At 39.8% G+C, this 26,303-nt stretch carries 23 protein-coding genes; 11 read left to right on the forward strand and 12 right to left on the reverse strand.

Translation table 11 applies throughout. The features are described from left to right. Nucleotides 1-216: 216 nt before the first annotated feature. On the forward strand, nt 217-1,392 hold the full coding sequence (locus B9T34_RS13650; protein WP_086213685.1) for an MFS transporter: 1,176 nt from the start codon (nt 217-219) through the stop codon (nt 1,390-1,392). Nucleotides 1,393-1,457: 65 nt separating this feature from the next. Here B9T34_RS13650 and B9T34_RS13655 read toward each other — a convergent pair whose 3' ends face one another. Together B9T34_RS13655 and B9T34_RS13660 are read right to left on the reverse strand one after the other, a co-directional pair. Next, nucleotides 1,458-2,645 (reverse strand): PilT/PilU family type 4a pilus ATPase, encoded by a 1,188-nt coding sequence (locus tag B9T34_RS13655; protein WP_086213686.1) that lies wholly within the window; start codon nt 2,643-2,645, stop codon nt 1,458-1,460. Between the two features lie 266 nt (nt 2,646-2,911). Beyond that, a complete protein-coding gene (locus B9T34_RS13660) occupies nt 2,912-3,973 on the reverse strand; it encodes a 3-deoxy-7-phosphoheptulonate synthase (protein WP_086213687.1) in 1,062 nt (353 codons plus the stop codon). Between the two features lie 693 nt (nt 3,974-4,666). On the opposite strand from B9T34_RS13660, the gene B9T34_RS13665 reads away from it, so the two are divergent. Beyond that, on the forward strand, nt 4,667-6,283 hold the full coding sequence (locus B9T34_RS13665; protein ID WP_086213688.1) for an ATP-binding cassette domain-containing protein: 1,617 nt from the start codon (nt 4,667-4,669) through the stop codon (nt 6,281-6,283). Nucleotides 6,284-6,402: 119 nt separating this feature from the next. Here the strand turns inward: B9T34_RS13665 and B9T34_RS13670 are convergent, their stop codons facing one another. The 5 genes from B9T34_RS13670 to antA form a co-directional block, all read right to left on the reverse strand. After that, nucleotides 6,403-7,572 carry a fatty acid desaturase family protein gene (locus B9T34_RS13670; protein ID WP_086213689.1) on the reverse strand — a complete coding sequence of 390 codons (1,170 nt, stop codon included), beginning with the start codon at nt 7,570-7,572 and terminating at the stop codon, nt 6,403-6,405. A gap of 39 nt (nt 7,573-7,611) precedes the next feature. Further along, nucleotides 7,612-8,634 (reverse strand): flavin reductase family protein, encoded by a 1,023-nt coding sequence (locus tag B9T34_RS13675; protein ID WP_086213690.1) that lies wholly within the window; start codon nt 8,632-8,634, stop codon nt 7,612-7,614. A gap of 226 nt (nt 8,635-8,860) precedes the next feature. Beyond that, complete coding sequence (locus tag B9T34_RS13680) at nt 8,861-10,243, reverse strand: MFS transporter (protein ID WP_086213691.1); 1,383 nt, start codon at nt 10,241-10,243, stop codon at nt 8,861-8,863. 140 nt (nt 10,244-10,383) lie between these two features. Next, nucleotides 10,384-10,878, reverse strand: a complete 495-nt coding sequence (locus B9T34_RS13685; RefSeq protein WP_086213692.1) for an aromatic-ring-hydroxylating dioxygenase subunit beta — start codon at nt 10,876-10,878, stop codon at nt 10,384-10,386. Between the two features lie 5 nt (nt 10,879-10,883). Beyond that, the gene (gene antA, locus B9T34_RS13690; protein WP_416202720.1) at nt 10,884-12,260 is read right to left on the reverse strand and encodes an anthranilate 1,2-dioxygenase large subunit; all 1,377 of its coding nucleotides are present in this window, start codon (nt 12,258-12,260) and stop codon (nt 10,884-10,886) included. Between the two features lie 245 nt (nt 12,261-12,505). Between antA and B9T34_RS13695 the strand changes: the two genes are divergently transcribed. Further along, nucleotides 12,506-13,474, forward strand: coding sequence for an AraC family transcriptional regulator (locus B9T34_RS13695; protein WP_139841273.1), 969 nt, complete (start codon nt 12,506-12,508; stop codon nt 13,472-13,474). Nucleotides 13,475-13,543: 69 nt separating this feature from the next. Here the strand turns inward: B9T34_RS13695 and B9T34_RS13700 are convergent, their stop codons facing one another. Continuing rightward, entirely contained in the window at nt 13,544-14,659 is a 1,116-nt protein-coding gene (locus tag B9T34_RS13700; protein WP_086213695.1) for an S-(hydroxymethyl)glutathione dehydrogenase/class III alcohol dehydrogenase, read from the reverse strand. Nucleotides 14,660-14,784: 125 nt separating this feature from the next. Between B9T34_RS13700 and B9T34_RS13705 the strand changes: the two genes are divergently transcribed. Then, nucleotides 14,785-16,338, forward strand: coding sequence for a phospholipase D family protein (locus tag B9T34_RS13705; protein WP_213034164.1), 1,554 nt, complete (start codon nt 14,785-14,787; stop codon nt 16,336-16,338). Between the two features lie 104 nt (nt 16,339-16,442). On the opposite strand, the gene B9T34_RS13710 is transcribed toward B9T34_RS13705, so the two are convergent. Then, nucleotides 16,443-17,120: a class I SAM-dependent methyltransferase gene (locus tag B9T34_RS13710; RefSeq protein WP_416202718.1), complete on the reverse strand. Its 678-nt coding sequence runs from the start codon at nt 17,118-17,120 to the stop codon at nt 16,443-16,445. Between the two features lie 203 nt (nt 17,121-17,323). On the opposite strand from B9T34_RS13710, the gene B9T34_RS13715 reads away from it, so the two are divergent. Further along, the gene (locus B9T34_RS13715; RefSeq protein ID WP_086213697.1) at nt 17,324-17,761 is read left to right on the forward strand and encodes a hypothetical protein; all 438 of its coding nucleotides are present in this window, start codon (nt 17,324-17,326) and stop codon (nt 17,759-17,761) included. Between the two features lie 52 nt (nt 17,762-17,813). On the opposite strand, the gene B9T34_RS13720 is transcribed toward B9T34_RS13715, so the two are convergent. Next, entirely contained in the window at nt 17,814-19,211 is a 1,398-nt protein-coding gene (locus tag B9T34_RS13720) for a PLP-dependent aminotransferase family protein (protein WP_171265215.1), read from the reverse strand. Nucleotides 19,212-19,468: 257 nt separating this feature from the next. Here B9T34_RS13720 and B9T34_RS13725 point away from each other — a divergent pair, with 257 nt between their 5' ends. The 4 genes from B9T34_RS13725 to B9T34_RS13740 all read left to right on the forward strand — a co-directional run bounded on the left by B9T34_RS13725 (nt 19,469) and on the right by B9T34_RS13740 (nt 21,903). Next, entirely contained in the window at nt 19,469-20,344 is an 876-nt protein-coding gene (locus tag B9T34_RS13725; RefSeq protein WP_086213698.1) for a DMT family transporter, read from the forward strand. 124 nt (nt 20,345-20,468) lie between these two features. After that, nucleotides 20,469-20,960: a pyridoxamine 5'-phosphate oxidase family protein gene (locus tag B9T34_RS13730; RefSeq protein WP_171265216.1), complete on the forward strand. Its 492-nt coding sequence runs from the start codon at nt 20,469-20,471 to the stop codon at nt 20,958-20,960. Between the two features lie 157 nt (nt 20,961-21,117). Then, nucleotides 21,118-21,588, forward strand: coding sequence for a hypothetical protein (locus tag B9T34_RS13735; RefSeq protein WP_086213699.1), 471 nt, complete (start codon nt 21,118-21,120; stop codon nt 21,586-21,588). Between the two features lie 81 nt (nt 21,589-21,669). Then, nucleotides 21,670-21,903, forward strand: coding sequence for a hypothetical protein (locus B9T34_RS13740; RefSeq protein WP_086213700.1), 234 nt, complete (start codon nt 21,670-21,672; stop codon nt 21,901-21,903). 178 nt (nt 21,904-22,081) lie between these two features. On the opposite strand, the gene B9T34_RS13745 is transcribed toward B9T34_RS13740, so the two are convergent. Further along, on the reverse strand, nt 22,082-22,720 hold the full coding sequence (locus B9T34_RS13745; protein WP_086213701.1) for a uracil-DNA glycosylase family protein: 639 nt from the start codon (nt 22,718-22,720) through the stop codon (nt 22,082-22,084). Nucleotides 22,721-22,748: 28 nt separating this feature from the next. Continuing rightward, nucleotides 22,749-23,459 (reverse strand): SGNH/GDSL hydrolase family protein, encoded by a 711-nt coding sequence (locus tag B9T34_RS13750; protein WP_086213702.1) that lies wholly within the window; start codon nt 23,457-23,459, stop codon nt 22,749-22,751. 190 nt (nt 23,460-23,649) lie between these two features. On the opposite strand from B9T34_RS13750, the gene B9T34_RS13755 reads away from it, so the two are divergent. Continuing rightward, nucleotides 23,650-25,110: an alpha/beta hydrolase-fold protein gene (locus B9T34_RS13755; protein ID WP_086213703.1), complete on the forward strand. Its 1,461-nt coding sequence runs from the start codon at nt 23,650-23,652 to the stop codon at nt 25,108-25,110. Between the two features lie 308 nt (nt 25,111-25,418). After that, nucleotides 25,419-26,201, forward strand: coding sequence for a hypothetical protein (locus tag B9T34_RS13760; protein ID WP_228147455.1), 783 nt, complete (start codon nt 25,419-25,421; stop codon nt 26,199-26,201). Nucleotides 26,202-26,303: the final 102 nt, after the last annotated feature.

Consider the following 26,303-nt stretch of genomic DNA (forward strand, 5'->3'; position numbering starts at 1 on the left):
TAATGAATAGATTTTGTGATTAATAATCATATTTCGATAATTTAATTAGTAATATCTTATATTTTCAATAAATAATCTTGTTTATTTTACAATTGCTATACTTTTCAACTTTTGTATTTTATAATTTGTGCTATATGACGGTATGTCTGAGTTTAAGCAAATAAAAATTATAAATGAACCGAACCGCCAGCCCTATCTTCTCTATTCAGGTAATTTATGAACACTGTAAGTGCTCAACATTTATGGAATAAGCCTTTCATTCTGTGTTTGTTGAATAATCTGTTTTTATTTATTTTTTATTTCGCGCAAATCACGATCTTACCAATTTACATTCTGAATGATCTGGGCGGCAATATTTCTCAAGCTGGCTTAGCCATGACGTTGTTTATGGTTTCTGCTATCGCTGTGCGCCCTTTTAGCGGTCTGATTATTGAAAAATTAGGCACAAAAAAAGCCTTATATATTTCTGAAACGCTCTTTTGTTTATTCAGTTTGACTTATGTTCTCGCTGAGAATTTAACAGTTTTAATGATTATCCGTTTTCTGCATGGCATTTGGTTCAGTATTTTAACGACAGTAGCTGTACCTATTGTGAACGATTTTATTCCAGCCAAGCGTAAAGGCGAAGGCATGGGTTATTTCCTGATGTCTATTAATTTGGGGATCGTATTGGGTCCTTTAATCGGCCTGACGTTTATTCAAAGCATGTCTTATACTGCAGTAGCGGGTATTTTGGCCGGTTTTGTTGTACTCGGCTTTATTTTCTGCTTCCTTATTCCACTGCCAGAACATAAAAAACCAGAACCTGCTGCTGAGAAAAAAAGCCTCAGCATTCATGATTTTCTAGAATTTAAAGCCCTGCCAGTTGCGCTCATGGCCATGATGGTTTCATTCTGCTATGCCAGCATCATGAATTTTATCGCCACCTTTGCAGAAGAAAAAAATATGCTGAGTTATGCCAGCATGTTCTTTGTGGTATTTGCGATTTCAATGATGAGCCTGCGTCCTATTACAGGTAAAATCTATGACCGAAAAGGGCCAAGTGCTGTGGTCTATCCGGCCTTAATCTTATTTGCTATTGGCTTAGGTGTTCTGGCCTTTATTAACAGTGTTGCGGGTTTTCTATTTGCAGCAGTTCTTATCGGTATGGGGTTCGGTTCTGCACAGCCATGTTTGCAAACCATTTCAATCCAAAGCTCACCCAAACACCGCATAGGCTACGCCACTTCGACTTACTTCACTTTCTATGATATTGGTATTGCAATCGGTTCAATTGTATTAGGCATGGTCATCGCAGGAACCAGCTATACAGTAGCCTATTTAATTTGTGCGGTATTGGTTTTAATTAGCCTGCTTTATTATAAGTTTATTGTCAGCCCTAAAACAGTTTAAAACCAATTATGATGCGCCGGCAGTTCAAATATCAAATATTGGCAGCCAGCGCATCTATTCAAATTTTATGAAACTTCCACTTCTTTTTCTTCGATCTGCTTCTCTTCAGCCTGCATACTGAATTCAGCAGATGCCGTATGAATGGCTGGATTTGCTCTCGGACTTTTCAATTTAATCTGCAAGCGCAATTCATTGGTCGAATCTGCATTTCGCAAGGCTTCTTCATACGAGATAGCGCCATCATTATATAAATCAAAAAGCGCCTGATCAAAGGTCTGCATGCCCAACTCACGAGACTTAGACATAATCGCCTTAAGCTCATGAAACTCACCCTTTAAAATAAGATCTGAAATTAAAGGTGTATTCAGCATAATCTCTACAGCAGCGCGTCGCCCTTTACCATCTTCAGTACGAATCAAGCGCTGGGAAATAATGGCTTTCATATTTGAAGATAAATCCATCAGCAGCTGGTTTCGACGTTCTTCAGGGAAAAAGTTAATAATACGGTCTAGCGTCTGGTTCGCATTGTTTGAATGCAGCGTACCTAAACATAAATGCCCTGTTTCGGCAAAGGCAATTGCATGCTCCATGGTCTCTGTATCACGAATCTCACCGATTAAAATGACATCCGGCGCCTGACGCAAAGTATTTTTTAAGGCATTGTGCCAAGAGTGGCAATCCACGCCTACTTCACGGTGGGTAATCATCGATTTTTTATGCTTGTGCACATATTCCACAGGGTCTTCTACAGTAATAATATGCCCTGCGCTGTTTTCATTTCGGTAATCAATCATTGCGGCTAAAGAAGTTGATTTACCTGAACCTGTACCGCCGACAACTAGCACCAAACCGCGCTTTTCCATAATCACATCTTTCAGTGATTCAGGCAGTTTCAACTTAGCAAAATTTGGAATTTCGGCGGTAATGGTTCGGATTACCATCCCTACATTTAATTGCTGCTGGAAAATATTGACGCGAAAGCGGGAAACATTAGGCACATTAATGGCAAAGTTGCATTCAAGCTCCGATTCAAATTCTTTACGCTGCTTTTCATTCATTAAGCTAAAGGCAAAAAGCTTGGTTTTATCTGCCGTCAGTTCCTGCTGTCCAAAAGGCTTCATTAAGCCTTGATGCTTAATACTTGGCGGAAAATCTGCTGTAATAAATAAGTCAGAGCCGCCATATTCCACCACTTTTGTCAGCATGTGAAACATTAAGCGGCGCGCTTCTTCAAGCAGCTCGGCAGTGTACATAGAAATTCCCCTAGATTTAATTCACTCATACAAAAGTTCTGCTTTTTTGCAGTTTTTATTTTTGTATCAATTTATAGCTACATAATTACACATTGTAACAACTATAAAGTGTTAATTTAAATAATATTTCTAATATTCAGTGTGATTCAATTCAAACATAGGGCGCAATCATAGACTTATTTAACCAAGCCAAAAAGTGCAATCCATTAATACGGCAATAAAAAACGCCCTATGTTCAGAGCGTTTTTAAATTTCAAATAATCGCTTTAAGCGCTGCGTTTCAAATCAGATTCTGTATCTGCCAAAAGGCTAGCCATTTCCAATAACAGCTGCTGAGTTTTTTCCCAGCCCAAGCAACCATCTGTTACAGATTGACCATAGGTCATATCACAGGAAATTTTCTGAGCGCCATCGACCAAATGACTTTCCAGCATTACACCGCGGACTAAGCTTTCACGGCGTTCCTGTACAATCGTACGCAGCACTTCAGGCTGTTTCATCGGGTCTTTATGGCTATTGCCATGACTGCAATCAATGACTAAAGCAGGCAACTCACCTTTCATTTTAGCTTTGATTTTTTCAATTTCAGCCATTTGATAATTTGGACCGCTGTTTGAGCCGCGTAAAATTAAATGCGCTTTCGGATTGCCTTTAGACGATAAAATGCTTGGCATGCCATTTTGGCCCATGCCCATGAACTGATGCACATTCGAAGCTGATTGGATCGCATCCAATGCAATTTGAATGGAGCCATCTGTACCGTTTTTGAACCCGATGCTGTACGGCATATGGCTTGAAATTTCACGATGGATTTGTGATTCGCTTGTACGCGCGCCAATTGCGCCCCATGCAAGAAGATCATCAAAGTACGCTGTAGCCATTGGGCTTAAAATTTCTGAAGCAATTGGTAGGCCCATTTCAATAATTTTTAGGTATAGTTCACGCGATTTTTCTAAGCCTAACTGCATATCTGCAGACCCATCTAAATGAGGGTCATACATGAAACCTTTCCAGCCTACAGTTGTACGCGGTTTTTCAATGTACGCGCGCATTACCAGAAAAATTTGAGCCGATACTTTTGCCTGCAATTCTTTAATTTTTTCAGCATATTCAAGCGCTGATTGAACATCGTGTATCGAGCATGGGCCAGTAATCACCAGTAATCGGTCATCCTTGCCTTCTAAAATATTTTGAATCGTTTGACGCTGCAATTCGATTTGCGCCGCAAATTGATAGGTCAAAGGCAACTGTGCCTTTAATTGATGCGGCAAGCTTAAAATTGTTTCTTGAGCAGCTGTTTGTTGTAATGCAGTATTTAGAGCGTTCATTGGTCTTTCCTTTGGACTGCTGCTGTTGCAGTCCGATCTTTTATTTGAGCGTATTGGGACTATGGGACTTCAAGGCATGAGACATAAATTGACTAAAGTAAAACCAATAACCATTGCTAAAATATGAGCTGCGAAGTGTAAACATGAAAAATCTCCAAAAAACTTATAAAATTCAAGACATAAAAAAACCTGACCAGGGTTGCCGATCAGGTATAAACTTGGTGGGCAACCATTTTCTTTGCCCGAATACGTTCAGGCAATTATCTAAATTGCCAAAAGTAATACGATGCGTTTGAAATAACTGGCTGCTTTAACATTTTGAATTCATCAAAAAAAGGTGCTTGTCTAAAATTTAAAATACGCTGTATTAACTGCTTTGACAATAGTTTTTTCTAATTTCCATCAGAATTATCCAATAAATATATAGATCATGCCTACGCACTACTTATTCATATATTGATTAAATATTAATCTTAACATACACTGCAAAGCTCAAAACCCCTCCAAAAAGATTTTCGAGTATCTGCCAATGAAGTAAGTGCTGTTTCATCATCAAAATCTCCGCTATGTTAATTTTTTGATGTGCAAAATAGCACTAAAACACTTCATGTCTTTCAATTCGTTGGTTTTTATAAATAAAAAACGATATCTGATTGCTATTTTGCGCATGCATCTATTGTATGAGGCGCGTTTATGACGCAAATAATAACTCCCCAATCTGCTGCTGTCACAGCCTGCAATATTCAGCAGCTCTATTTAGAATTTTCAAATAAGACCATCTTTCGTGAACTTCAATTCAGTTTAGCGCCACGGCAAATTTCAGCATGTATAGGCAGAAATGGTTTGGGGAAATCCCTGCTCATGCAAATTTTACATTTTCAGCATGAGTCAAAACTCCCTTATGAAGGACAAATTTCTTGGCACATGCCACACGCCTACTTGCCCCAAATACAGCGTATTGAGGCTGCAACCATTGCTGACGCGCTGGGTATTAAAGACTTGCATCAGGCATTTGAACGTATTGAATCTGGCGATGGCCGATTTGAAGACTTTGATTTGGTAGAAAATATATGGCATATGCCAGCAGAGTGGCAATCTCTCTTGACTCAAGCCAAACTTCCGCAGGATTTAAATATTCTTGTTGATCATCTCAGCGAAGGCCAAAAAACAAAACTGGCTTTATGCACTTTATTTTTAAAGCCTGATCACTATTTGCTCTTAGATGAACCCAGCAACCATTTGGATGCTGCATCTAGGGCGTGGTTCATTGAGCGTCTTCAAGCCCACCCAGCTGGGGCTTTAGTGATCAGTCATGACCGCAGCTTACTTGAGCATGTACAGCATATTTATGCCTTAAGTGAACACGGTATCCAGCATATTTCCGGCAATTACTCAGACTATACTCAGCATTATGCACAACATTATGATGCTCTAGAACGCCGTGCGGATCAGCAAAAACGTGAATTGAAACAGTTAAAAGTCAAACAGCATGAACACCAGATGAAAGCGCAAAAGCGTGAACGTAGCGGCAAGCAATTACGTGCGTCCAATTCACAAGCGCCCATCCTTTTGGACTTTAAAAAAGAACAAGCAGGACAAAGCTTAGCAAGCGTACAGAAACAGCAGCAGAAACAAATGGATGACAAACAGGCGCAATTTCGAAACTGTCAAATGCAGCTAGAACATTTGAAACAGCAGCAGTTTCATTTTCAACATCATTCCGTTAAAACAGGTGAAATTATACGCATTCATCAGTTGAGTCTGCCTCACGGCACATCAGAGGAAATAAATTTTGCCATGAGTGCTGGTTCTAAAGTGAACTTACAAGGAGCAAATGGTTCTGGAAAATCTACACTTTTAAAAATACTTCATAAATCAGCAACATCTTCTAGCGTAGATAAACAAATATTTACTGCGGTTCAATCGTTGTATTTAGATCAGAACTTCAATAGCTTAGCTGAAGATATAAGCGTGCTGGACACTTTGCATCAATATAATGCAGATATTCCAGCCGAAGAATGGCGCAATCAATTGGGTCAACTCAGGATTCGAGGTGATAAAGCAGAACAGCCAATGAAAGCTTTGAGTGGCGGCGAAAAACTTAAAGTCGCACTACTCGGCTTAAATTTTTGGGCTAAAAATATAGAACTGCTGCTATTAGATGAACCAGAAAATCATTTGGATATTGAGTCACGCGAACTATTGGCACAGGCAATCCGTCAATATTCGGGCGCTGTAATTTTAGTCTCGCATGACAGTGCTTTTGTTGAGCAATGCGGGATTACCAATACTTTTCATATTGGCGTCTAAAATAATACTACACCCAGCATTTATGCTGGGTGTAGAAATGAGTGCTTCAACTCTTTTAGACTTATTCCAACTTACTTGAATGCTTCACTGGTAGTGAAGCACAGTATTGAAAATATTTACTAAAATTTGAATTTACTCGCAATGGCAGATTGCATACGCTGTTTAGCTTTAGCCGCATAATGTTTCGTTTCTGCTTTCCAGTCATTTGGCAATGAACACTTCGCAATACGCACCCAAACACTGCCAAACTGCTTCATAAAGCTGGCTTCATTGTAGTTAATGCCGTATTCAGCACATAGAGCTCGAATCTTTGGCGCTGCTTCTGCATAGCGGTTGGCAGGCATATCTGGGAATAAATGATGTTCAATTTGATGGCTTAAATTGCCGCTCAAAATATGCAGCCACTCTGTACCGCTAAAATTGCTTGAACCGCGGATCTGGCGTAGATACCATTCAGCTCGGGTTTCATTTTCCGTATTGTCCATCTCAAAATTTTCAGCATCTTCGGTAAAGTGACCATTAAAAATGACCGCCGAAGCCCACAAACTGCGGATGACATTCGCTACTGCATTGCCCGCAAAAACAGGAATGGCATTTGGACCAGCAATGATTGGAAAAAAAACATAATCTTTAAGAATCTGGCGTTTCATTTTTTTGCGTACAGGCGCTGCATCTTCCCATACTTGCGCCCAAGTCTTAGTTTTATAGGCAATGGCTTCCTCTAAATGCAGGTTTTGCACGCCAACATACCATTCAAAGAACAGCATCAGCTGAGCAGCCAATGGAATATTCAGCAAAAAGCGCGGCTCCCATTTTTGCGCATCACTGACCCGGATTAGGCCATAACCCACATCATGATCCATACCGACAATATTGGTATAAGTATGATGGATATAGTTATGCGTATATTTCCAGTCTGGACCAGTCGCCATGGTATCCCAGTCGTAATTGGCGCCATTTAAGCTCGGGTCATTCAGCCAATCAAATTGGCCATGCATGACATTGTGGCCCAATTCCATATTTTCTACAATTTTAGAAACACCCAGCAAACCTGTTCCTAAAAGCCAAACTGGCGGCACCCAGCCTGCAAACATCAGCATGCCGCGTGATGCAATTTCGCTGTAACGGACAAAGTTGCGGATTTTATAAATATATTTCGCATCTTTTTCGCCAATGCTGTCCATGATTTCACGGCGAATGGCTTCAACTTTAGCGCCAAACTCTTCAATTTGGTCAGAACTCAAATACTGAGACTTGCTGTTTACATTAAAATTTACGGGCTTATTCATTTGTTTTTCTCCCCTTTAACGCATCTAGATAGGTTGGGCTTATAAGTTAATCGTGACTGGGCTGATGGCTTGGGAAATGCACAGCTTAATCTGTGAATTGTTCTGGCTATCAATTTCTCCAGTCAAAATGTTTTTGACTGAGCCTTGCACTTTGGTACATGAGCAAGTATTGCAAATACCCATTCTACAGCCATGGGCTGGTCTTAAACCCGCCTGTTCTGCACTCTCCAGCAAGTTGCTTCTGGCTTGAAACTCCTGCTGCGCAAGCAGAAACTTAACCGGCTGCTCTGCTAGCGTTTCATCAATAACCAATTGAAAATATTCTGTGTTCAGCTGAGATGATAATTCCAGCTGCTGATAAATATTTTGAACACTTTGCATCATACCTGATGCACCGCAGGCATAGCATTCACGTTGCTGGAAATCTGCAACTAACTCGCTCAGCAGATCTTGCGTTAAGTGCTGCTTCTGCTGCGCCGTATTAATCAGATGCAATTTAAACTGCGGATATTGCTCAGACAAAGCATTCAGTTCAGTGGCATAAGCATTGTCACGGCTAAAATAAAGCAAATCGACTGGTTTTGAATCATTTAGCAGATGACAGTTCAGTAAGGCGTATATGGATGTTATACCGCTGCCCGAAGCAATCAGTAAATTTGCACGTTCAGATGGCTTAAGTACAAAATCGCCCTGAGGCTGTGAAATTTCGACAATGGAGTTTACTGGCAAGGCCGTTAAGGCATTAGAAACCAGCCCCTGTTTTTTTACGGCAATGCTGATCAGTCCTTGCGGAGATACCTGCACAATGGAATAGCTGCGCTGCTGACGAACACCGCCAAGCACAACAGTAACTAATACGCTTTGCCCAGCTTGATAAGTGTTCATTTTAAAATTGTGATTCGGGCGCAATTGCAGCTGAATAAAGTCTGCGCTTAATGGCTTGACACTGATAATTTCAGCCTTAATTTTTTTCCATGCCCAGATTGAATCGAATTTTTCCGCGATAAAATCGACAAAATCTTCTCGGATCCATTCTGGCGCGTATTCTGCTCTTGTATGCATATGAGCCTCATAAAAGTTTGATGTATAGAATAATATACAAGTGTTCATTATTTTGATGACAAGATATTACGCGCCTGTTTTTTGTACTATGTCAATAAGGGACAGAATCTATCATTTGTGACTTATTTGCATTTTTTGTCAGACAAAGTGGCATATTATGCCAATCCCGAATAAACAAAAATACCAGTCATCTGAGACTGGTATTTTTACGATAAAATGAGCAATATTATTCAGTTAATTGTTCATATTTTAGTTTTGAATCATTTTGAACTGATTCAGGCTCATCTACCGAAATCATTCTATCCTGCACCAAATAGACAGTAATCATGCCTAAAACTGCAGGAATGCTGAGCGCCAGAAAATTGTAAACATGCGGCAGCTGCATCGCTAAGAGCCAGCCGGTCAAAATTGGGCCTAAAATTGCGCCAATACGCCCCATTCCCAGTCCCCAGCCAATGCCTGTGGTACGAATATTGGCAGGATAAAATTTTGCCATATAAGCCAAAAGCATAATTTGAGATCCAATGGATGCCGCTCCTGCGCAGGCGATCAGCACGTACAGTACAACGCTATTAAACTGGAATGAAAGCAAAGATAAAGATACCGCGCCAATCAGCAGCATGACCATCAGTACATATTTCAGATTGTAGCGGTCTGCTAAATATCCCCCCAAAATAGAACCGACCATCCCGCCGACATTGAGAGAAAATAGGAAAATTAAACTTTTAGATAAATTATAGCCCGCTTCAATCATTAATTTTGGCAGCCAATTGCCTAGAGCATATACCATAATTAAAGTCATGAAGATTGAGCACCAGAACATTACTGTGCTGAAAGCGCGGCCATCTGAGAAAATCTTTTTTACTGGCGCCTTAACTGCTTGCTGATTGCCGCCATTCAGTACAAAGATGTCATCTGTTTGATAATGATACGAAGGTTCCATTTTACTTAAAAATTTTTGTACGGTCTGTGTTTGCTTACGGCGTACTAAAAAGTCAATTGACTCTGGCAGTATTTTCATCAAAGGCAGCAGCACAACTAAAGGAATGCCTGCGATTAAAAACATGATTTTCCAGCCATAGGCAGGCACTAAAATCGAGCCTAAAAATGCCGCTGCCATACCGCCAATTGCGTAGCCGCTGAACATCAAAGTGACAAAGAAACTTTTATATTTTTTAGGGGCATATTCGCTGACTAATGCAATTACATTAGGCATTACACCGCCAATGCCAATCCCTGCGATAAAACGGCAGATTGAAAATTGCTGCGGGGTTTCTGCATATCCGCAGAGCACTGTAAACAAGCTAAAAAGGATTATGCAGACTGCAATCACCCGCTTACGGCTGACTCCATAATGTTCCAATTTGTCGGATATTGTGCCGAAAATCAGTGCGCCAAACATCATACCAAAGAGCGCTACACTGCCAATCAAACCCGCCGTAACTGGATCAATCCCCCATTCTTTCATGAGCAGAGGCAAAGCAACCCCGTAAATCACGAGGTCGTAGCCATCAAAAATAATAATGAGCGTACTCAAAATAATGACCCTCCAATGGAAGGCTGTTAATTTTGAGTTGTCTATCAATTGATTCACATTAATTTCACGCATCGTTCCCTCCTGGAACATCTCATTTTCATTATGAAAAATTGTTCTAAATTGCGCTTAATGAGAAGCGTGAGATTGAAGAAGGACATGCAAGGAACTCAATCTCACGCTAAGGGGCTAGCTTTCGCTAAACTGGACGAGTTTTAAAGATGATAAAAATCTAAAACTGCATTAATTTTGTCATTCAGCAAGATGACCTGCTTGGTGCAAATCTTAAACTGATCGCCATCTTTACGGATTTTGTAATTGACATGACCAAAGAATCGATTGGCATTTTCCATGCGCACATAGGATGTGTCCCAGCCTGCAGTCACTTCTATTTCATCCTGATCAGACTTCACAATTTGAATATTGCTGAGCTGATGCAAAGTACGCGGTAGCGGATATGCAGAGGATGATTTCTCTGTTTCTACTCGGAAAATTCGGTCTTCTAAACCGCCGCGGTTTGCATAATAAATCAGTGACATTTCGCGTTTAGGATTGGTCGTATACTCATGTTCAGACTTCCACTGCGGTACATGAAAAATCATGTCTTCAGAAAAATCTTCGATATAGCTTTTCCAATCTTTCTGGTCACATTTATGTGCATTGGCATATAAAAACTGTTTAATTTGATAGTGCAATTCAGCATTAGACATGACCCTTACTCCTCTACCACGCTGATTTTACGATTTGATAACCCTTTCAGCATTAACGATTGCCATGTACGGTGCTGGTTCACATATAAACCTTCTTGGGTAATTTCAGTGCCCGTGATTAGCGGCTGAATATCTAAAATCTTACTGTTTTTGCTTTCACCATAGTTCCAGCTTTGAAAACCGCGTGAAATATCATTCCATTTAGAATTGCGCGCTTCAAAACCGCGCTGTGCTTCTTTAAATTCCACCAAATCATCCGGCGTGCCCATGCCTGAAACATTAAAGAAGTCTTCAAATTGGCGGATACGGCTTTCGCGGTCTTCATCCGACTCACCTTTTACCCCTAAGCACTGTGAGATAATTTCCGTCTTGTTCCATGCTACTGGGCGGATAATCCGAAGCTGCGAGCTGATCTGATCCATAAAGAAAAGGCTTGGATAGATATTCAGATTGCGTAAGCGGTGCATCATCCATTCCGCTGTTTCATGACCATATTTTTCCAGTAAACGCGGCATAACACTCTCATAACCTGGACGCACTTCTGGGTTTGGCATATCGCTGAACAATACGCTATGGCCATTTTTAAAACTGAACCAGCCATCGTCGGTTTGCGTATCACCCGCGCCGAGTTTGCTGTAATCCAATGTTTTGCTGTTATGAATGCCTTTTTCGTCTTCTAATGTTTTACGGTGCTGAACTGTTGCAACGTAGTTATAATGCACGGTACTGACATGATAGCCGTCCAGACCATTTTCGTTCTGCAGTTTCCAGTTGGCATCAAACTCATATTTAGAGCGGCCTTCAATGACTTCCAGCTCACCCGTTGGCGACTGGGCAATCATCATGTCCAAAAATTTGCGGGTATCGCCCAAAAAGTCTTCCAGATTTTGCTGTGAATTTACATCCAAATTTACAAATACAAAGCCGCGGTAGCTTTGCACCAAGCCTTTTTTTAAGCCTAAAGTTGATTTATCAAAAGTGGTATCGCAATACTCTGCAGGCGCTTTGACTTTGAGTAATTTCCCATCGTTTTTATAGCACCACGCATGGAATGGACATACAAAACTGGCCTGATTGCCTTTATACATGCGGGTCAGCGTTGTACCGCGGTGCGAACAAGTGTTCGACAAAGCATGCAGCTGCTGTTCTTTATCACGGGTGATGATCATTGGATAACGGCCAATCTGTACCGTAATAAAATCATTAGGATTGGCAATTTCACTTTCATGGCAGGCATAGATCCACGATTTTTCGAAGATATATTCCATTTCCAAATCAAATAATTCTGGCTCGGTAAAAATTGAACGGCCAACACGAAATACGCCTTCGTTCTCGCGAAAATCAATATTGTCCTGAACAAATGATTTCCAATCTCGTTCCATCACTTGAGTATTTTGCATTCCTTCACTCCTTAAAGCTTTTCTTTAAGGTATAAATTTAAGCAGGCGTCTTCTATCCAATTTTCACCGCTGAATATCCAATTTTCACAAAGTTGCTGTCTACCTATAAGGTATACCCATATACTTATTTGATATTTTTGATTTGTGACAGCTCTGATTTAGACTAATTACAGCCAAAAGCATTGGATGCTGAATACGCCATCTTTGATCTGCGCAAGGAATATGCCATGCATCAACTTTCTGTTTCAAACCAATATGCCGTTTCAGATGCGCAAAATTGGATGAATCACATCTGCGGCAGCCATGAGCTGATTGTCAAAAAAACTCAGAACCTTAATTTTCAGCATGAATATGCCCGTTTAGCCAAAGACTCCGTATCTCTGGGATATATTCAATACGGCACAGATGTATCCATTGTGAATGAGAAAAAACTGCACTGCTATAGCCTGAGCTTGCCGGTATCTGGCGAACAGGAATTAATTACACGGAATCAAAACATTGTTTCTAATCAAAATATCGCTTTGGTCGTTAACCCTCATGAAGAGCTGCAGCTGAATATTGCCGGCGATTGCAGAAAATTGCATTTGGCTATTCCTAAAGAAAAAGTGAAGCACGCCCTGCAACTGCTTACTGGTCAGCAAATCGAGCAAGAGATTGTTTTCGATTCAAAAATGCCGATCGAGAGCATTGAAATTGCACAGTGGTGGCAGCAGGTGAATTTCTTCATTCGTGATATTCATCAAATGGGCATTGCGCATTTTCAATATTTTCATCAAGAAATGGAAAGCTTATTGATTAAAAAATTGCTTTTTATTCAACAGCATAATTACAGCACTCAGTTAAACTCTCATTTGGGACAGCACTTACCTAAAGAACTGCAGCAAGCGGTACAATTTATTCAGCAGAATTCTAAACTGCCTATTTCTTTACAGGATATTTGTGATTTCTCCTGCAGCTCTGCAACTAAAATCAATACGCTTTTTAAACGTTATTTTCAGCTGTCACCCATGCAGTATTTAAAACATATCCGTTTAAAAAATGTCTATCAAAGCATACAGCTTAGTGCACCCTGCAATATTGCCGAAGTTGCCTTGGAACATGGTTTTAATCATTTGGGACATTTTGCAAAAGACTATAAGCTTTTCTTTCATGAAAGCCCGCGCGATACGCTAAGAAAAAGGCTTGAAACCGTTTAATCATTAATTTTTTGATTATTATCAAATAGATCAGGCCAAAAAGATCAACTTTTCGGCCTGAAGTAGACTTTAGTCTTCAAAATGCACAACAGAGCGAATTGATTTGCCTTCATGCATTAAATCAAAGGCTTCATTGATTTTGTCCAATCCCATGGTATGCGTTACAAATGGTTCAAGCTGAATCTCACCTGTCATGGCTTCTTCTACCATGCCCGGCAATTGAGAGCGGCCTTTTACACCGCCAAATGCAGTGCCTTTCCATGTACGGCCAGTCACCAATTGGAAAGGACGCGTAGAGATTTCTTGACCTGCACCTGCTACACCAATAATTACAGATTGACCCCAGCCGCGGTGAGCGCATTCCAGTGCTGAGCGCATGACATTGGTATTGCCAATACATTCAAAGGAATGATCTACGCCCCAGCCTGTCATTTCTACAATCACTTCCTGTACAGGACGGTCATGATCTTTTGGATTGACAAAATCTGTTGCGCCAAACTGTTCAGCAAGCTCAAATTTATCTGGGTTGGTATCCACTGCAATAATGCGGCCTGCTTTGGCATTTTTCGCGCCTTGCACTACAGCCAAACCAATACCGCCTAAACCAAAGACCGCTACAGAATCGCCTTCCTGAACTTTTGCAGTATTTTTGACTGCGCCAAGACCTGTCGTTACGCCGCAGCCCAATAAACATACATGTTCATGATTGGCTTCAGGGTTAATTTTTGCCAAAGACACTTCAGCAACAACCGTATATTCAGAGAAGGTTGAACAGCCCATGTAGTGATAAATTGGCTGGCCATTATATGAAAAACGCGTTGTGCCGTCTGGCATTAAACCCTTACCTTGAGTTGCGCGAACCGATACGCAAAGGTTGGTTTTACCAGATTTACAGAACAAGCATTCGCCGCATTCTGCAGTATATAAAGGAATGACATGATCCCCCGGCTGAACACTGGTGACACCTTCACCGACTTCAACCACAACGCCTGCGCCTTCATGACCCAGAACCGCAGGGAAAACACCTTCTGGATCATCGCCAGACAAAGTGAACGCGTCTGTATGACATACGCCCGTATGCGTGATTTTAACCAGCACTTCGCCAGCTTTAGGCGGAGCGACATCAATTTCGACAATTTCTAAAGGTAGGCCCGGTCCAAATGCGACAGCTGCACGAGATTTCATTGAGTAAACATCCTTAGTTGGCAAGTTTAACAGATGGCCTACAGTAACCGCTTTCCATTGCCCGATTCAACCTTTAACATGGTGATAATATGAACTTATAACGTTTTGATTACTTAAAAATAAATATGCAGATTCATTTATCCATACCAGCTGTTTCATTTTCTTTAATGTTTCTTATGCTTACGGGATGCAGTTTGCCTATGAATACATCCAATCCAGAATCAGCACTAAAGCCGCATACAGAACACTGGCTCAGCGATAAAAATGTCGATGTTCAATTGGCCAAAGGATTGACTGGCTATCTGGCGCTGGATGATGCCTTTCTGAGTATTGCCTCACGTGTGCATGTCATCCGCAAAGCACAGCATAATATTGACCTGCAATATTACATTTGGAAAGATGATTATATTGGCCACATGATGCTGCACGAACTGCTTAAAGCTGCTGATCGAGGGGTTAAAGTCCGTTTATTAATTGATGATCAAAATGGTACGCAGCTTGATCCAGCTCTAAAAGCCCTTGCGGCACATCCAAATTTTGAAATTAAACTGTTCAATCCTTATAAGTTTCGAAAATTTAGAATAATTGACTACGCATTTCGGCTGAAAAACATTAATCACCGCATGCACAATAAATTGATTATTGCCGATGGCGCAATTGCAGTCACCGGCGGACGCAATATTAGCCGTGAATATTTTGATGCCAGTGAAAGTTTCCAATTTACCGATTTAGATATTCTGTTTTATGGCAATGCCGTCAGCCATGCCAATGAAGTCTTTCTAGACTTTTGGAATGACGAGCTCAGTTATGATGTTCGGCAATTGCTAGGCAATGGATCGCCAGAAAGTTTGACTCAGCTCAATACGGATTATGAACAAGATGCCATTCGAAAAAATACCGTTGAAAATAAAATTGAGTATGTGCAAAAGCAGTTAAATGAAGACCTGAAACGCCGTGAATTTAACTGGGCAACAGCGCATTTTGTCGCGGACAGCCCAGATAAAATCCGTGGAAACGCAGCAAAAGAACAGCTGATCTATTCACAAATGATTCACTTTATGGGTGTTCCTAAGCAGCATTTAGAGCTTGTTTCTGCATATTTTGTTCCTACACGGCGTGGCACAGATTTTTTAAATCAATTGGCCCAAGACGGCGTAAAGGTTCGAGTACTGACCAATTCACTCGCTGCCAATGATGTTGCTGTGGTACATGCTTTTTACCAAAAATACCGCACAGATTTACTGAAAAATGGGATTAAACTGTATGAATTTAAACCTTATATTGAACGTAAAAAAAGAACATGGTATGAGGTAATGACTGGAAGCGTGATTCCTGCAAAAGGCAAAAATGCCTCCAGCCTGCATGCCAAATTTTTTGATATAGACGGCATGGTCTTTATCGGTTCATTCAACTTTGATCCGCGCTCCGCCAATTTAAACACTGAAGTGGGTTTAGTGGTTGAATCTGAACTGCTGCAAGAGCAAATATCGAAGTCGCTTGATCAATTCCTGCCGCAAATTGCCTACGAATTAAAACTGGATCAAAACCATCAAATCATTTGGTTAGACCATCAAGCAGATGGGAAAGTGATTGAATTAAATGCTGATCCGAATACTACACGTTTCCAGCGCTTTTCTATGCACGCAGTGTCATACTTGCCTATTGAGTGGATGATGTAATTTGCTCGTAATTACATTGAACTTACTTTACTGTGTTTTAATCTTTTGTTGGTTGTTAATTAAGCAATATATTTCTGAATTTACGCTGCAGCATGTTGTTATTTTTAGCGTTGGGCTTTAAAAACAGCCAGCCCTTTGAAATTCTGAATAAACTCTGCATCACTAATTCCAGCAGTTTTAAATGCTTTTAGATGTTCCTCTACAGACATATACAGCTGATTATTTTGCTGGGCATCTGGTGCAAAAATATGGTCACAAACAAAATAAAGTGTTTGCTCACGCATGAGTGTTTTAACCGCAGAATGAAATGCAGTTGCATAATATTTATGCCGCAGTTCATGCAGCGCTTGATGCATGATAATCACATCAAACTGCTGCTGGCTGCTATTCTGTTGAAATCTTTCAGTCCAATTCGGCTGTTTAAAATCTCCAAGTAAATATTCTGTTCTTTTCAACTCAGAAGTAGTTAATTTACTTTTTGAAAGCTCATGCATGGCTGAAGAAAAATCAAAAGCGGTATATTCAATATTTGGACAATGCTGCAGTAAATGTTTAGCTAAAAAGCCTGGCCCTGCGCCCAATTCAAGTACATTTCCAATAGGCGCATGCTGTAAAATTTCCTGCAGATAATAGTCAAAAATTTCATAGCGCCACGGACGCTTGAGATTCACTTCATTTGCCCATTGCAAAGCATCATCTGGATTTCTTAAGTCAATTGGACTCGGTACCTCATCAATCCCTATTTCAAAATGATCAGCATTCTTGTGTCTATTTTCGTTCATTATTTATCCCTCTCCTAGGATTCAGTCATAGCATTCAGCCGCTGATTCTTAACACTGAAAATGCCATAAACGGTTATACTTTTCAGCCTGTTATTTATACATAAAACAGATCAATGTGCACAAAGGTTTTACAGTCCATTTCCATTGCTTTAAAATCATCCATGCAAAAACTCTCCTTTATTTATGCTTCGTGATCTCCCCTAATGCAATTTTTTGATTTAAGCCGCCAGTTCAATTTAAATGATATTTTAACGCCGTATAAGACTTTAGAAGACTTAAGCGCCCAAGAATGGATACTGTCTAAAGTCCGTGTAGAACATGACTGTTTAAATGACAACGATCTCATTGAAGGTCAAGCAGTTTTGAAATCGAATCAAAACATTCAACTGGAATTGGAATGGCTGATTCAAGATACTGGACATGAACTGCAAGTCTTATTCAAAGGCATCGAAACAGCCGCTTCTGCTGAAACTTTCGTTGTGGTCAAAGGCGCACAATTGGTTGATGTTGATCAGCAATTATTGTCATCTCAAGCGCTCAGCTTATGGATTGATGGCACTCTACTGCCTTTGCTTCCCAATATCCGCAAAGAAATTAAAACACGTTTAAACTTATGGGATTATGTGGAATATGATGGTTAATCAATAACACCTTGATTACTAATTTAGCCTAAAACAATCTACATCTTCAGCATTAAACGCTGTCTTGAATCTGCAGCTCATTGAGGCTCTGCTGCAATACATCAAAGACTTTTTTGTTGATGCACTGCGCCACATTAAATCGCATGAACTGCCCTGCATTTTGAGCTTGGCTAAATGAATTGCCCGGCGCAAGAATAATGCCTTTGGCTAAACAGCTTTTGGAAAGCTCAGCAGCATCAATATTCGATGGCAATTGACACCATAAAAAGATTCCCGCCTTTGGCATAACTGCTGGTTGTATCCCCAACATTGCAAGCTTTTTGACGGTATCCGTCATGTGCCTTTGCAATTGTTTCTTAACCCACTCAATATGCCGTGAATAACTGCTGTCCATCAGCGCCTGATAGATAATTTCGGCATTCAGATGACTGGTATTAAAATGAGTCGCAATGTTTAAATCAATAAGCTGATCAATCAGGGATTCTTGACCAATGATATAACCGCAGCGTACAGCCGCAGACAGTGTTTTAGTAAAACTGCCAATTTGTATCACCTGCTTTAAACCCAGCAGTGTTAAATAACGCGGTGCATGCAGATATTCAAATTCTGCAAAAATATCATCTTCAACAATGGTTAAGCTGTTTTGCTCTGCTAATTTGGCAATCTCAAATGCTGTTTGCATAGAAAGTGCCGCACCCGTTGGATTGTGTATGCCTGAGTTGGTTAAATACAATTTAGGCTGAAACTGCAAGGCCTGCTTAAATGCGTTTACATCTGGCCCATTTTTGCCATATGGCACGGCAATATAGTTTAGGCCATGTGCTTTGATTAAAGCCCTAAAATTAAAATAGCATGGGTCATCAATCAGAATAGTGTCACCCGCTTTTAACAGATGCCTAAAAATCAAATCTATAGCGTGTGTTGCCGAGTCGCAAATAAAAATCTGTTTTAAATTTAAGGTCACATCATAGACTTCACGTTTACGGCCAATATAGCGCCTTAAATCGATATGTCCATGCGGCGTAGAATAATCCAGTAAAAAACTGCTATCCGATTTAGCTGCCATTTTTAAGGCTTTACGCAAAGTCAGCTCTGGCATCCACTCTTTAGGCAGCCAGCCGCAGCCGGGTTTCAGCATATGATCATGCGCATCTAAAGACTGGCGGGAAATCCACAGCGGATCGACTTCACGGCTATACTCAATAGCATGCTCTGCCAATAACGCGCCTGCTGTCGATGCTTTGCAAACATAGTAGCCCGCACCAATGCGGGATTCTAAAATACCTGTACTGACAAGCCGTGCATAGGCTTCAACCACAGTTGACACTGAACAGCCAAGCTGTAGTGAAAATTGACGCACTGATGGCACACGTCCGCCTTCAGCAAGCTGTTTCTGATTGATCAGCTCTTGAACTTGCTGCATGACCCATTCAATTTTTGTCATTTTCATTTCCATCACTCATGCATCGTACAAAAGCATTAAGCTAAGTTTGTATATATTTAACAGACTATTTAACAGCCCTTTCAGGTATTTATTACTATGCTTTCATTTCATTCAGCTTATAAAAATGAATTTTTAAATGCAAATTGTATGGGTTTTTTAAGCATAACAGTTCTTTGAAATTGTATTGGACTGTATCTATTTCATCAGTGTTTCAAGGTCTACATTTTCAGAATAATCTTTAGACCTAAACACACGGAATTCAAATGCTCTTCAATCTAAAAGAATCGCATCAAGGCTGGCTGAATGGATTCATTGGCGTGGTTATTTTTGCAGGTTCTATGCCCGCAACTCGAGTTGCAGTGAATGGCTTTAGTCCTGAATTTTTGACGGGCGCTCGCGCCTGTATTGCAGCAATTTTAGCACTGATTCTATTGTTGGTTTTAAAACAGCCAAGGCCATCTATGCATCAGATGAAATCCTTATGCATCATATCGGCTGGTGTCGTCATTGGTTTTCCACTATTTACTGCATTGGCATTGCAAACCGAGACTGCTGCACACTCTTTAATTTTTGTAGCTTTACTGCCCTTAGCGACCGCATGTTTTGCAGTGCTGCGCGCCAAAGAAATGCCTAATAATGCATTTTGGATGTATGCAGTTTTCGGCAGCGCATTGGTCATTTTCTTTATGCTGCATCAATCTGGTTTAAAAGGACTTTCTCTAGGTGATCTGTATATGATTAGCGCTGTTTTGCTTTGCGGATTAGGTTATGCAGAAGGCGGCGTACTTTCTAGAACCTTAGGCGGCTGGCAAGTGATTTGCTGGGCTTTAATCATTGCTTTACCGCTGATGCTACCGCTGTGCTGGCTCTATTTCCCAAGCAGCTTTCACGGCATCCCTCCTTCTGCATATATTGGTCTGGCTTATGTGTCTTTATTCAGCATGCTGCTAGGCTTCTTTTTTTGGTACAAAGGTTTAGCTTTGGGCGGTATTGCTAAAATTGGACAAATACAGCTGGTGCAGCCTTTTATTGGCTTAGTACTTTGTGCATTATTATTAAATGAACATATCAGCCTGCTGATGATTGCTGTGTCTTTGGCTGTAGTCAGCTGTGTGGTGATGGCTAAAAAATATGCCTAAGCACTTGGCAAATTGAAAAGCAAATACAGTGGCATGAATGACCAGTTCATAGCCATTGTTCAGTCAAACAATTGAGCAAAGCTCTGATAGAATGCTATTCACAGACAATAATAAAAAAGGCAAAATGATGAATATTGAAAACTGGACTCACATTCGTAAAATCGTTGCTGATGCCCAGCGTGCATCAATGCACTGTTCAATTGCTACAGTCAATCAAGACATGCAGCCAACCATCACCCCGATTGGCACCGTATTTCTGCATGAAGATCAATTTTCTGGTTTCTTTTTTGATACTTTTTCAGAATCACTGCGGGAAAATCTAAGACTAAATTCCAAAGCCTGCATACAAGCCATTAATAGCAGTAAGTTATTTTGGCTGAAATCCTTAATCAATGGTCAATTTCAAGATTATCCAGGTATCCGCTTATATGTAGAAATTGGTGATTTAAGGCCAACAAATGAGGCAGAATTAGCTTTGGTGCAGCAAAGAATTAAAGCCTTAAAATGGACCAAAGGCAGTCGCTTAATTTGGAATGACTTTCATCAGGTAAGTGATTTTAAAGTACATAACTATCGATGGGTTGAATATCCAGCCATGATGCCTGAACAACATTAGAATTTTTGTCGTAAAAAGAAAGGTGGATAATTCAAGCTAAAAATCTTATTTAGGATTGCTAATTTTAAAAAATACATAAAAATTAATACCATATATTCAAAACTTAAATTTCGTATAACGTGTATTATATGAATTTTATTCATAAAAAGAAGAATGAATGGACATTTGTAGCTGGGATTGGGGAGCAATTGCTACTTTTACAGGTGCAGGAGTAGCTTTATTTATTTCATGGCAATGGAAACATCAAAAAGCAAGTGAAGTAATAGCAAATGAAGCGAAAAAATTTATAGTTAACTTAGCAATACTCCAGTCATTACAAAGTGAGATTCGTAAAATAATATATGAATCAAATGGATATAACAGTGCAAATAAAGAGATTGACAATTTTAAAGAAATTCATAAATTACTTAATGATTCAGCAATTATGTTGGGAGAATCATTAAAGGATACCGCTATATCACATTACTCAAGTACAGTTATGGCACAAGCTATCATCTTTGAAAAGGATATTGATAAGTATAAAAATGGTGAAATATCTTTAGCAAAAATAAGACTTATAGACCCTAATGATGCAAAGATAATTACTGATATATATATAGATTATGCACTATATAAAAAGACAATCTAAAAGTGCATAAAATTAACTGAGTATCTTATGATATTTCCCATACATCTATTTGAATTTTATTAAATTAAATAAGGTAATTATATGATTAATCTATCACCTAGTACTAAGAAGTTTTTCAAAATTGATTCTGAAACGCATGAAGAAATCGAACTAGAATATGTTGGTGAACAGAATAATTTACTATTCACGTCTATGAAAACCATTGTCTGTATTGGTGACAGTATTAAAATTATTGATGTTGATGGGTATGAAGAAATTCGTAAAGTTAAGCAATCGAGCAAAGAGATGTTTAGGCAAAAAATTGTTCTTTCATAAGCATAGATAAGAAAGGATAAAATTAAAAATCTTACTCGGAACCGTACCGATTTTATCTCAGAATATTTTATTGAGACTTAACATAAAGTCTCTAATGCGAAATGCTAACCCCATTTAGCGTGTCAGAGTAAGATTGTCTACTCCCCAATCCCCAATTATTATCTAATTAAATTGAAATTTACCTCATCAAACCCACATCTTTAAACAATTGCGCATACGCTTCGGCCTTTTTCTCCAGTGCCAGTGGATACGCCCGCGATGAAGATGGCATCCGATATAAAGTCAAATCTCTACCTGTAAGTGAGGTTTGTACACTCTGCCCAATTTGCGGCTTTTCGGTGTTTTCTGGCATAGATAACATTAAGGTATCGGTCGCTTTATCCCCTGTAGTCATAATACTGCGGCAATCTGGCATCTGCGAGAGCAGCTTTCCAATATCGGTTGGCTGATGGATCTGTAAATGTTTATCTGAGGCATTGCCTTTCAGCCGTATCACTTGATAAGCCGTATCAAAAATACCTATGCCTTTTTCATTTAAAAAATCTCGAATCAGCTGTTCTTTAAAGGTTTTTGTCTCAACATTTAAAAAGTAATTTTTATCCTGAAAAAAGCAGACACCGAATATTTTCCACATGTCGTTTTGAAAGTTTGGATAGTAAAAATCCATTTTCCAGCGCGTTTTGGGCGGCGGAAAACTGCCAAGCATCAGCAATTTGCCATTTTGTGGCAAAAATGGCGGCAAAGGATGCGTTTCAATGGCACCTAAACTGCCATCACTACCCTGCAAATCATCAGAAGGCTTAAGACTAACTTTCATTCTTTTAAATTTGCGCTGTTCAAAATAATCAAAATTGCTGACGAATCATATCTGCAGCTGTTTTGCCCCAAATTTGATAGATCTCTTTGCTTGGATGAAAGCCATCTGAAGCCATTTCTAAATTCAGTGACTGGTACTTTTGCAAATCATATTCGATCCACTGCATATGATCTTGCGCGTTTACAAACTCAGCCAATTCTGTATTCATCTGCTTCGCATATTGCCCAAACAGCCAACTTAAAGGATTCGGCAACGCAGGAAACATATGCATAGGCGGCACGCCTGCGGCAACGACCAACTCAGGACTGAATTTTTGCCGAATTAACTGATATAAATCCTGCTGCTTTTTAATCCATTGCTTTGATGACATCAGTTTAGTGACATCATTGACACCTACAGAGGTCAGCACTACATCGTAATGCCGATTTGTTAATGTGTGAATATTCTTAATAATTTGGCCTGTACCATCGCCTGATTTTGCATGCAGTTTCCAATCAACTGCATAATCCATTTTCAATGCATCAATAACAGAACCGAGCAAAGCATCCTGCTGAGTCTCTACACCTACTCCAGCCGCGGCAGAGTCACCAAGAATAAGAACGGATAATGGTTTCCCCATACCCGTTTGACCTTCACGCAGACCATCTGGTTCTGGCAAGCGCGGCGTATTCTTTTTAACACGCTTACCTTGAACGATAAGCGCTGGGATAAGAGCGATGGTTGCAGCTTTTAAAAACATAATGTAGGCGAATAAAATGAATGCTTAAATTCTATAAGATTCACACTGCGAATGCATTAGCTGCTGCGCCATATATTTATTTTTGCACACATAATTTACGAATAACGCATTACTGATGTTATTTTCAAGTAGATCACAATATTAATAATGATTATCATTTATAAAACTGAATTACGTTACTTATCCTATAATGTTTAAAATTTTTACATCAACTTTTGCAATTTCAAGCGCTGTACTTTTCAGCCCTTTCCTGCTGGCCAATACACAAAACCTGCCTATTGCATCTGAGCAAAATACAAGAGTTCAAAATAATGGTGTCTTGGAATATGCAAAAGCTTGCGAAGAAGTTGCGCCGCAAAGTCCAAAATTGATTGAACTGCAGCAGAAAATTCGTAAAAATCCCAAACAATCTAAGCAAATACTTCATTCATTTTGGCAAAATATCTCGCTGCATGGCGCGCCACTCGTTGAACCTATTGATGCTCAAAACAGCCGTGTGACCTTTTTGTGGCGTGGTGCCAAACACAATGTCCGTATAATTGGCGGCCCAAGCAATGATCATGAATGGCTGACCCGTATTGCACAAACAGACATCTGGTTTAAAGAAACCATTGTAAATAATCAATTTATTGGCAGCTACAGCTTTGCCGTAGATGTACCCAATGTAGATGGGTATTTATCGCATTATTGCCCGCAGCTCAATCCAAAGTTAAAAGAATCCCGCACGCAGCGCCGTACTATTGTTCAAGTACAAAAAATTGAACCTTATAATCCACGCCATTATCTGCCGCTCAATGATACATCTGGACTGCGTAATGAAAGTTATATCGCGTTGCACAATGCGCCAAAATTTATTAATCCGCATGATTATGCAGACAGGCCCAATCCTGAAATCAACAGCCACAGGATGGACAGCCAGATTTTAGCCAATCAGCGTATGATTCAAATCTATCAATCACCTCAGAAACATCCGCATCAGGAATATATTACCGCCATTTTTTTTGACGGTACGCAATATGCAGATTTGCTGAATGTGCCTAAAGCGCTGGATATTTTAGTTGAACAAGGCCAGTTGCCGCCTATTCAAGCCATTTTTGTGTCTGCACCAAATAATGAACAGCGTTCTAAAGAATTGACACCAAACACTGCATCTACAGAATTTTTTGGCAAAGAACTGCTGCCTTGGATCGATCAGCATGCGCCAAATAAACGCAATAAACAGAAAACTGTTTTACTGGGTTCCAGTCTTGGCGGTTTGAGTACAGCTTATCTAGCACTCAAATATCCGAATGAAATCAGTCATGCTGTACCGTTATCTGGTTCATTTTGGTGGCAAGCGATTCCTTCAAATTTGCCTAGTGGCATGAGTAAAATCATTCGTGAACAGAATAATCCGCCAAAACAGCATTGGCATATTTCCGCCAATAGTTTTGAAACGTCTCGTAATAGCAATGACTTAAGTATTTTGGGAACTTCGCCTAGAGTAGCTGAGGATTTAAAAGCCCAAGGACATGAGGTATTGTATAAGAATTATGTCGGTGGTCATTCTTATGCTGTTTGGCAAGTCAGTCTGCAAGATGCATTGCTGCATTTCTTTGGAAGCTCTGATTTGGATAGCTTCGAAAATAACCTTAGAAAAATGCAAAAATAGACTGTTTTTGAGCGCATGCAATCATCTGATGCATACAATGTCATTACATAATTCAAGTCAGAAATTTATGTTAAAAGTTTATCAATATTTATTTCTTACCCTGCTTATGTATAGATACTAAATCTGTACGTGAATTGGATTAGAGCTTTGAAAAAGACAGGTATGGTGTATTTAACGCTTTGCAAAAATAACTGCATCATATCTACCTATTTCAACACTCAAACTGAGTTTATAAATGGTTTGTATACAGTGCTATTTAAGCTAGTTTTTGTTTAACTTTTAAATATTAAAGAATAAGGTCCGCCAGTATGAGACTGATAACAACCATGAGCCATGAAAAGCTTAGCAGGTATAAAATTTATTTAGCCGGCATTCTCATGGCATGCAGCCTGCCTGTTTTTGCTTTAACACCTACAGAGCAAAAACAAGTCGACCATCTAAAGCAGCTGTTTAAACAAGACAATACACACGCAATTGCGCAGAGTATTCGCTACCCGCTGCAGCGTGAAACGCCAATCCCCGCGATTCATAATGCCAAAGAAATGGAAAAGCGTTTTGATCAAGTGTTTGATGCACAGCTAAAACAAGACATTAGGCACTCAAAACCAAGCCAATGGAGTGCTATGGGCTGGCGTGGACTCATGCTAGATGGCGGTAAAGTCTGGTTTGATGGCGAAAAAATTACCGCGGTCAATTACAGCAGTAAAGCCGAACAGCAATACAAACTTGAATTAACTGCCGCACAAAAACAGCGGCTGCATCCCAGCCTAAAGTCTTTTAAAACACCTGTTTTAGCATTTAAAACTAAAAGCTTTAATGTACGTATTGATGAATTGGACAATGGCAAATACCGTTATGCCTCATGGAAAGCAGGCCAAAAGCAATCTGCTCAACCTTCACTGGTTTTAAATAATGGCACAGTCGTGTTTGATGGCAGCGGCGGGAATCACGCTTATATCTTTAAGAATGGCGCTTATACCTATACTGCAGCACGAAATGTACTCGGAACCAGTAATTCACCTGAGGTCAATTTAATCGTGAAGCGCGGCGCCAATGCTATTTTGAAGCAAGACGGCAGTCTTTCTCAATGAATGTTATTTAAATATAAACGGTTTAAAAAAATGACAGCTTAAATGAACTTTCCATAAATTTTTTTCATTAAAGTTATTTGATTTGAAAATTGACTTATTAGA

Origin of the sequence: Acinetobacter sp. ANC 3813, assembly GCF_002135435.1 — a bacterium.
Classification (GTDB): Bacteria; Pseudomonadota; Gammaproteobacteria; order Pseudomonadales; family Moraxellaceae; genus Acinetobacter.

Bases quoted from the DNA above. Each gene is read 5' to 3' on its own strand.
- B9T34_RS13650 (WP_086213685.1), top strand. From the start codon at position 217: ATGAACACTGTAAGTGCTCAACATTTATGGAATAAGCCTTTCATTCTG.
- B9T34_RS13655 (WP_086213686.1), bottom strand. From the start codon at position 2,645: ATGTACACTGCCGAGCTGCTTGAAGAAGCGCGCCGCTTAATGTTTCAC.
- B9T34_RS13660 (WP_086213687.1), bottom strand. From the start codon at position 3,973: ATGAACGCTCTAAATACTGCATTACAACAAACAGCTGCTCAAGAAACA.
- B9T34_RS13665 (WP_086213688.1), top strand. From the start codon at position 4,667: ATGACGCAAATAATAACTCCCCAATCTGCTGCTGTCACAGCCTGCAAT.
- B9T34_RS13670 (WP_086213689.1), bottom strand. From the start codon at position 7,572: ATGAATAAGCCCGTAAATTTTAATGTAAACAGCAAGTCTCAGTATTTG.
- B9T34_RS13675 (WP_086213690.1), bottom strand. From the start codon at position 8,634: ATGCATACAAGAGCAGAATACGCGCCAGAATGGATCCGAGAAGATTTT.
- B9T34_RS13680 (WP_086213691.1), bottom strand. From the start codon at position 10,243: ATGCGTGAAATTAATGTGAATCAATTGATAGACAACTCAAAATTAACA.
- B9T34_RS13685 (WP_086213692.1), bottom strand. From the start codon at position 10,878: ATGTCTAATGCTGAATTGCACTATCAAATTAAACAGTTTTTATATGCC.
- antA (WP_416202720.1), bottom strand. From the start codon at position 12,260: ATGGAACGAGATTGGAAATCATTTGTTCAGGACAATATTGATTTTCGC.
- B9T34_RS13695 (WP_139841273.1), top strand. From the start codon at position 12,506: ATGCATCAACTTTCTGTTTCAAACCAATATGCCGTTTCAGATGCGCAA.
- B9T34_RS13700 (WP_086213695.1), bottom strand. From the start codon at position 14,659: ATGAAATCTCGTGCAGCTGTCGCATTTGGACCGGGCCTACCTTTAGAA.
- B9T34_RS13705 (WP_213034164.1), top strand. From the start codon at position 14,785: ATGCAGATTCATTTATCCATACCAGCTGTTTCATTTTCTTTAATGTTT.
- B9T34_RS13710 (WP_416202718.1), bottom strand. From the start codon at position 17,120: ATGAACGAAAATAGACACAAGAATGCTGATCATTTTGAAATAGGGATT.
- B9T34_RS13715 (WP_086213697.1), top strand. From the start codon at position 17,324: ATGCAATTTTTTGATTTAAGCCGCCAGTTCAATTTAAATGATATTTTA.
- B9T34_RS13720 (WP_171265215.1), bottom strand. From the start codon at position 19,211: ATGAAAATGACAAAAATTGAATGGGTCATGCAGCAAGTTCAAGAGCTG.
- B9T34_RS13725 (WP_086213698.1), top strand. From the start codon at position 19,469: ATGCTCTTCAATCTAAAAGAATCGCATCAAGGCTGGCTGAATGGATTC.
- B9T34_RS13730 (WP_171265216.1), top strand. From the start codon at position 20,469: ATGATGAATATTGAAAACTGGACTCACATTCGTAAAATCGTTGCTGAT.
- B9T34_RS13735 (WP_086213699.1), top strand. From the start codon at position 21,118: ATGGACATTTGTAGCTGGGATTGGGGAGCAATTGCTACTTTTACAGGT.
- B9T34_RS13740 (WP_086213700.1), top strand. From the start codon at position 21,670: ATGATTAATCTATCACCTAGTACTAAGAAGTTTTTCAAAATTGATTCT.
- B9T34_RS13745 (WP_086213701.1), bottom strand. From the start codon at position 22,720: ATGAAAGTTAGTCTTAAGCCTTCTGATGATTTGCAGGGTAGTGATGGC.
- B9T34_RS13750 (WP_086213702.1), bottom strand. From the start codon at position 23,459: ATGTTTTTAAAAGCTGCAACCATCGCTCTTATCCCAGCGCTTATCGTT.
- B9T34_RS13755 (WP_086213703.1), top strand. From the start codon at position 23,650: ATGTTTAAAATTTTTACATCAACTTTTGCAATTTCAAGCGCTGTACTT.
- B9T34_RS13760 (WP_228147455.1), top strand. From the start codon at position 25,419: ATGAGACTGATAACAACCATGAGCCATGAAAAGCTTAGCAGGTATAAA.